This window comes from Nocardioides sp. (assembly GCF_050699375.1).
GTDB lineage: Bacteria > Actinomycetota > Actinomycetes > Propionibacteriales > Nocardioidaceae > Nocardioides.
Genome location: NZ_JBOHDN010000349.1, coordinates 1 through 6,555 on the forward strand (window position 1 = coordinate 1; position 6,555 = coordinate 6,555).

At 71.5% G+C, this 6,555-nt stretch carries 6 protein-coding genes; 3 read left to right on the forward strand and 3 right to left on the reverse strand.

The features are described 5' to 3' along the window. The 3 genes from ACRDPS_RS23455 to ACRDPS_RS23465 all read right to left on the reverse strand — a co-directional run. The coding region (locus tag ACRDPS_RS23455) for a GntP family permease (protein WP_431504081.1) at window positions 1–1,337 on the reverse strand (1,337 nt) is incomplete at its 3' end. 89 nt (window positions 1,338–1,426) lie between these two features. After that, window positions 1,427–3,037, reverse strand: a complete 1,611-nt coding sequence (locus ACRDPS_RS23460; protein WP_431504082.1) for an N-acyl-D-amino-acid deacylase family protein — start codon at window positions 3,035–3,037, stop codon at window positions 1,427–1,429. A 19-nt stretch (window positions 3,038–3,056) separates the two neighbouring features. Further along, window positions 3,057–4,388 (reverse strand): amino acid deaminase, encoded by a 1,332-nt coding sequence (locus ACRDPS_RS23465; RefSeq protein ID WP_431504083.1) that lies wholly within the window; start codon window positions 4,386–4,388, stop codon window positions 3,057–3,059. Window positions 4,389–4,511: 123 nt separating this feature from the next. Here ACRDPS_RS23465 and ACRDPS_RS23470 point away from each other — a divergent pair, with 123 nt between their 5' ends. The 3 genes from ACRDPS_RS23470 to ACRDPS_RS23480 all read left to right on the forward strand — a co-directional run. Next, window positions 4,512–5,537, forward strand: a complete 1,026-nt coding sequence (locus ACRDPS_RS23470; protein WP_431504084.1) for a sugar kinase — start codon at window positions 4,512–4,514, stop codon at window positions 5,535–5,537. Then, window positions 5,534–6,283 carry an IclR family transcriptional regulator gene (locus ACRDPS_RS23475; RefSeq protein WP_431504085.1) on the forward strand — a complete coding sequence of 250 codons (750 nt, stop codon included), beginning with the start codon at window positions 5,534–5,536 and terminating at the stop codon, window positions 6,281–6,283. The genes ACRDPS_RS23470 and ACRDPS_RS23475 overlap by 4 nt, the downstream gene beginning before the upstream one ends. A 26-nt stretch (window positions 6,284–6,309) precedes the next feature. Further along, a partial coding sequence (locus ACRDPS_RS23480; RefSeq protein ID WP_431504086.1) for a RidA family protein occupies window positions 6,310–6,555 on the forward strand: 246 nt, incomplete at its 3' end.

Sequence of the window (6,555 nt, forward strand, 5' to 3'; positions counted from 1 at the left end):
ACCGTCTCCAGGACCGTCCAGGTTGCCAGGGTCTGCTTCACGGTGAGGTTGAAGTAGCGCGAGACGATCCAGAAGCCGCCGTCGTTGACGTGGCTGAGGATGATCGAGCCGGCGGCGATGGCGACGGCGATGACGGCGAGCTCGGGCTGGGAGAAGTCTGGGCCGAGGGTCGGTGCGACGATGCCGCCGGTGGTCACGATCGCGACGGTCGCGGAGCCTTGGGCGATCCGGAGGCCGCAGGAGATGACGTAGGCCAGCAGCAGGATCGGCAGGCCGGCGTCGGAGAGCACTTCGGCGAGGGCAGCGCCTACGCCGGTGGCGGAGATGACGGCGCCGAAGAAGGCGCCGGCACCGACGACCAGCAGGATCATCCCGACCGGCCGTAGGGACGCGCCGGTGAACTCGGAAATCTCCTGCAGGGTCATGCCGCGACGGATGCCGAGCAGCCAGAAGGCCAGGAGTACGGCGATGGTGAGCGCGATCGCCGGGTTGCCCAGGAAGGTGAGGAGGCTGAGCAGGCGGCCCGGGTCGAGCAGCATCGTGCCGAAGGTCGCGCCGAGGATCAGGACCAGGGGTACGGCGATGACGGCGAGCACGAGGCCGAGCGAGACCGGGGTGGCGGGCGTCTTGTCCTGCTCGGCCTCGGTCTCCGCGGAGAGGAGCTCGGCGGGCACGGAGACCTGGACGCGCGGTGCGATCCAGACCGGGAAGAGGATGCCGGCGACGATGAAGGCGGGGATGCCGCACAGCAGCCCCATGATGATCAGCCAGCCGAGATCGACGCCGAGAAGGCCGCCCAGGGCCGTGGGGCCGGGGTGAGGAGGCAGGAAGGCGTGCGTCATCGAGAGGCCGGCGAGGACGGGAAGGGCGTAGAGGACGAGCGATCGGCCACCCCGGTGTGCGGCGACATAGACCAGCGGTGCGAGTACGAAGATGCCGATGTCGAAGAAGACCGGGATGCCGAAGATCAAACCGACCAGACCCATCGCCACCGGCGTACCCCGCTCACCGAAGATGCGGATCAGCCTCGAGGCGAGGACGTCGGCGCCACCGGACCGCTCGAGCAGCGACCCGAGCACGGTGCCGAGACCGATGATGAGTGCGATGTGTCCGAGTACGCCGCCGAAGCCCGTCTCGATGAGCGATTCCTTCGAGCTGAGGGCGGTGCCGACCATCTGGTCGACGGACAGGCCGGCCACGACGGCGAGACCGATGCCGCTGATGAAGAGGGCGATGAAGGGCTCGAGCTTGACCTTGATGATCAGGACGAGGAGTACGGCGATCGCTGCGGCGCAGAGCAGCAGCAGGCCGGTGGTGCTTGTCTGGAGCCAATGCATGGTTGGTTCTCCCGTTCGGGTGGGTGGGGGACGACGTCAGCGCGGCGTACAACAGCGCGGGGCAACACGAGGCTGCGGTGGTGACCTGGTCATCGGGGTCGGGTCCCGGTGCCGGTGCGCCGCAGCGCCCGTCCGGGGAGGGCGTCGGTGCGGCGTCCGTCCTCGATGACGGCGACGCCGTTGACCAGCACCCAGTCGATGCCGCGCGCCTGCTGCCGCGGCTCCTCGAAGGTCGCGGTGTCCTGGACGGTGTCCGGGTCGAACAGCACCAGGTCGGCGGCGTACCCCTCGCGGACGAGGCCACGATCGGTGAGCCGCAGCCGGGACGCCGGGCGGCCGGTGAGGTGGTGGACGCAGTCGACCAGATCGAGGACGCCGAGGTCGCGTACGTAGCGGGCGAGGTAGCGGGGGAACGTGCCCCAGGCCCGCGGGTGCGGGCGCTCGCCGACGAGGATCGCGTCGCTGCCGCCGCAGTGGGTGCGGTGCCGCATGATCGTCTGCACGTTCTCCTCGTGGCCGACGTGCTGGAGGATCGTGGTGGCGAGGCGGTCGCGGACGAGGAGGTCGAAGAAGACCTCGGTCGGTGCCAGGCCGCACTCCGCGGCGATCTCGGCGACGGTTCGGCCGACGTAGGGGGACAGCTCGAGGTTGCGTACGCCGCTGATCTGGATCGTGTGCCAGTCGGTGACGCAGCCGTGGCAGCCGTCGGTGCCGACATGGTCGAGCTCGTGAGCGATCCGGGCGCGGTCGGCAGGGTCGGCGATCCGCGCCAGCAGCGCGTCCGGGCCGCCGGAGGTCGACCAGCTGGGCAGCACCGCGCTGAGCGTGGTGGCGCCGGGGAGATAGGGATAGGTGTCGAGCGTGATGTCGACCCCGTCGTCCAGCCCCGCGTCGATGATCTCGAGCAGCTCGCCTGCACGTCCGCGGTTCGGCTCGAAGTTCATCGTCGCGTGGGTGAGGTGAAGAGCGCAGCCGGAGGCGCGGGCGACGGCGATCATCTCGGCGTACGCCTCGAGCGCCCCAGCCCCATAGGACCGGTGGTGGGGGCTGTAGTAGCCGCCCGCCTCGGCGACCACCCGGCACAGCGTCGCCAGCTCGTCGTCATCGGCGAACATGCTCGGCGGATAGGTGAGCCCGCTGCTCATCCCGACCGCGCCCTCCTCGAGTCCGATGCGGAGCAGCCGTGCCATCTCGGCGATCTCTGCGGCGCTCGCCGGCCGGTTCTCCGGCCCCACGACCATCAGCCGCAGGGTGCCCTGCGGGACGAGGTACGCCGCGTTGCACGCGATCTCGCCATCGAGCCGGTCGAGGTAGCCGGCGACGGTGTCCCAGTCGAGGTCGAAGTCGTCCGGCTCTCCGTTCCAGCCGGCGATCTGCCGGCGCAGCTGCGCCCGCGCCGCGGCGTCGGACGGCGCGAACGAGAGCCCGTCCTGCCCGACGACCTCGAGCGTGACGCCCTGGCTGACCTTGGCCGTGTGGTCCGGGTTCACCAGGAGCTGCAGGTCGGAGTGGGCGTGCATGTCGATGAACCCCGGGGCGAGCACCCTCCCGGCGGCGTCGATGGTACGCCGCGCGGCCGGCGGTGACGCGTCGGTGTGGATGCCCGAGATCCGGCCCCGGTCGAGGCTGACGTGGGCACGGTAGGCCGCGGCGCCGGTGCCGTCGATGACGGTCGCGTCACGGATGAGAAGGTCGGTCATGGTTGCTCCTGGGGTGGTCTCAGAACCACGTACGCACGAGGTCGACGACGACCGGGTCCGCGGCGTCGGCGTCGTCGAGGACCGGGATCAGACCCCACTTGTCGAAGGCGGTGCACGGGTGCGAGAGCCCGAGACGGAGCTCGTCGCCGATCACGACAGGAGCCTCGCCGGCGGGATCCCAGCGGAGGAAACCGTGCTGGTCGTTGAGCGCGGTCACCGCGACACCGCTCAGCGGGGTCGCGGGCGCGCCGGTCTCACGCGCACGCAGGAGCTGAGCCTCGGGAAGACCCTCGTCGAAGGGCAGGTCGCGCTTGCCCGCATCGAAGAGCGCGAGCCCCGGCTCCGGCTGCGATGAAACTCGCACCCAGCCGTGCAGGGCGCTGCGCAGCCCGGGGCCACTGGTGCGTGGGGAGGCCCCGAGGGGAGAGATGCCGCGGTAGAACCCGTCGTCGTGAGTGAGGTAGGCGCCGCTGCGCAGGACGACGCGTGCCTCCTCACCCGCCACGAGCGGGGAGAGCGCGTCGGCCACCTGCTCGAAGTAGGCGCTGCCCCCGGCGCTCACGACCGGAACCCGGCCAGCGGGCATCAGCCCGTCGATCCGCCGGTGCAGCGAGACCAGGCTGTCGACGTACGTGTGGACGACGGCGAGCGCCGCCTCGTCAGGGGTGTGCGCCAGTGCGCCCTCATAGCCGGTGACCCCGGCGAGCTCGAGGTGGGGCGAGGCCGCGATCGCCTCCGCGACGGCGACAGCGGTGTCCTCGTCGCGGGCACCGGTGCGACCGTTCGCGCCACCGCGCTCGACGAGAACGCCGATCGGGCGACGGGGCCCGACGTCGGCGGAGTGGGCCGCGAGCGCCTCGTGCATCAGGGACACGGTCCGGGCCGAGTCGGCCCACACCAGCACCTCCAGACCCGGGTCCTCGGTGAGCTGGTCGGAGATCCAGCGCAGGGCGAGCGGCGAGACGACCGCGTTGGCGACGATCACCCGCGAGACGCCGAAGGCGCGGGCGACGGCCAGCTGCGCGAGGTTGGCCACGGTGATCGCCCAGGCACCCGCGTCGATCTGCTCGGCCCACAGCTGCGGGGCCATGGTGGTCTTGCCGTGCGGCGCCAGGGCCATGCCACGCTCCGCGCACCAGGCGGCGAGCACGTCTCGGTTGTGCGTCATCGCGACGCGGGAGAGGGAGAGCACCGGCGTCGGCAGCTGCGAGAGCCGTGGCGCCTCGGCGAGCACGTCGGCGACCGTGCGTCCCCAGAACGCGGGAGGGATCGCCTTGTGTCGCCAGTCGACCCGTTCCTCGCGCAGTGCCGCTGTGGCCGCCGTGTCGATGTGGGCTGCCGGGTGATCCATGGCCCGTCCTTCCGTGCGTTGCGTTATACGCAACGTCGATTGCATAATGTGATTCGATAGTTGTAGCATCGGCCACCCCGGCCGTCAACGGTCGAAGCGGAACCGACGGAAGGAGCCTCGTTCGTGGGCAGCAGCGGAGACGTGCGCGTGGTCTGTCTCGGAGAGGCGATGGTCGTCCTACGTCCTGAGGGCGACCGGCCGCTGGCCCGGGCGACGACCCTGCGCCGCTCGGTCGGTGGCGCCGAGGCCAACGTGGCCGGCGCGCTGGCCGCGCTCGGCGTACGCACCGCCTGGGTCTCCCGGCTCGGACGGGACCCGTTCGGCGACGTCGTGATCGAGGACCTGACCGAGCGTGGCGTCGAGGTGCTCGCCGAGCGCGACCCCGAGCGCCCGACGGGGATCTACGTCAAGGATCCGGATCCCGCCGGCAGCCGCATGCTCTACTATCGCGCCGGCTCGGCCGCGGCGGCGATGGACGCCGGCCTGCTCGACACTGCGGAGGTCGCCGCGGCGCTGGCCACCGCCGAGGTCGTACACACCTCGGGCATCACCCTCGGCATCCTCGAGGAGGGATCGGGTCTTGTCCGCCGCCTGCTGGCTCTGCGCGACGAGCTCGGCTTCCGGCTCAGCGTCGACCTCAACTGGCGACCCGCCCTGTGGACAGGTCGCAGCATCGCGCCGCTGCTCGACCTGCTCCGGGCGGCCGATGTCCTCCTGCTGGGGGCCGACGAGGCCCGGGCTGCCCTCGGGGTGCACACCGCACAGGAGCTGCGGGAGGTCGTCGGCGAACGCCCACGGCTGGTGCTCAAGGCCGACTCCCACGCGGCGGGGGAGCACGACCCCGACGGGACGGCGACCGAGGTCGCCTCGCTCCGGGTCGACGTGGTGGAGCCCGTGGGAGCCGGGGACGGTTTCGCGGCGGGCTATCTCGCGGCGGACGTCGACGGCCTGGGCCCGGTCGGCCGCCTGCGTCAGGGCCACCTGGTCGCGGCAGGCGTGCTCACCGCTTCGGGTGACCACGCGACACCGCCCACAGCAGGCGTACGCGCTCGGCTCCTCGACGGCTCTGACGAGGACTGGGCGGCGACCCGGGTCAGCGCCTCCGGCATCGAGTCCCCGGCCCCGACGACCTACCAGGAGACCAGATGAGCCAGAGCCTCTCCCGCGCGCTGCGGATCCTCATCGAGCTCGGTGAGGGCGAGCGTTCCCTGGACCAGGTGGCGGCCAGCCTCGAGGTCCACAAGACCACCGCGATGCGACTCCTCCACACCTTGGAGGCCGACCGGTTCGTACGTCGCGACGACCGCCAGCGCTACCACCTCGGCTCCCGGCTGTTCGCGCTCGGCTCGGCCGCGCTGGCTCAGCACGCGATCCGCGACGTCGCCCAGCCCCATCTGACCCGCCTCGCGGCAGAGACGGGCGGACAGGCCGTCCACCTGGCCGGGTACGAGAACGGTGCGGCCATCTATCTGGCCAAGGTGGAGAGCACGCACGCCGTGCGGATGTACTCCCGCGTCGGACTGCCCGCGGCGCTGCACGCGACCGCCGTCGGCAAGATCCTGGTCGCGGGTCTGACGCCCGGCGAGCAGGACGCCGCTGTCGCCGGCATCGACTTCCACCCCTTCACGACGCGCACCGTCACCGACGCCGCCGGCTACCGCGAGGTGCTCGCCCGCACTCGGGAGCAGGGCTGGGCGGAGGACGCCTCCGAGCACGAGGACTTCATCAACTGCGTCGGTGCTCCGGTGCACGACGAGGCCGGGCGGGTCATCGCCGCGGTCTCCGTCTCCGTGCCCGACGTCATCCTGCCGCGTGATGGAGTGCGTGCCCTGCTGCCGCAGGTCCTGAGCGCCACCGAGGCGATCTCTGCCGACTGGGTCGGCCGGAGCTCGTGACACCACCCCGAGAGGAAACCAACCCCATGTCCGACATCCGCATCTCCACCGACCAGGCCCCGGCGCCCGCGCACACCTTCTCCCAAGGCGTGGTCCGGGGCGGCCTGATCCAGGTGTCGGGCCAGGGCCCAGTCGACCCCGCGAGCAACGAGTATCTCTTCCCCGGCGACGTGAAGGCGCAGACCCTGCGCACCCTGCAGAACGTCGAGGCGATCCTCGCCGCCGCCGGCGCGGGCTTCGGCGACGTACTCATGCTGCGGGTCTACCTCGCC

Coding starts and splice junctions, on each gene's coding strand:
- ACRDPS_RS23460 (WP_431504082.1), bottom strand. CDS start 3,037: ATGACCGACCTTCTCATCCGTGACGCGACCGTCATCGACGGCACCGGC.
- ACRDPS_RS23465 (WP_431504083.1), bottom strand. CDS start 4,388: ATGGATCACCCGGCAGCCCACATCGACACGGCGGCCACAGCGGCACTG.
- ACRDPS_RS23475 (WP_431504085.1), top strand. CDS start 5,534: ATGAGCCAGAGCCTCTCCCGCGCGCTGCGGATCCTCATCGAGCTCGGT.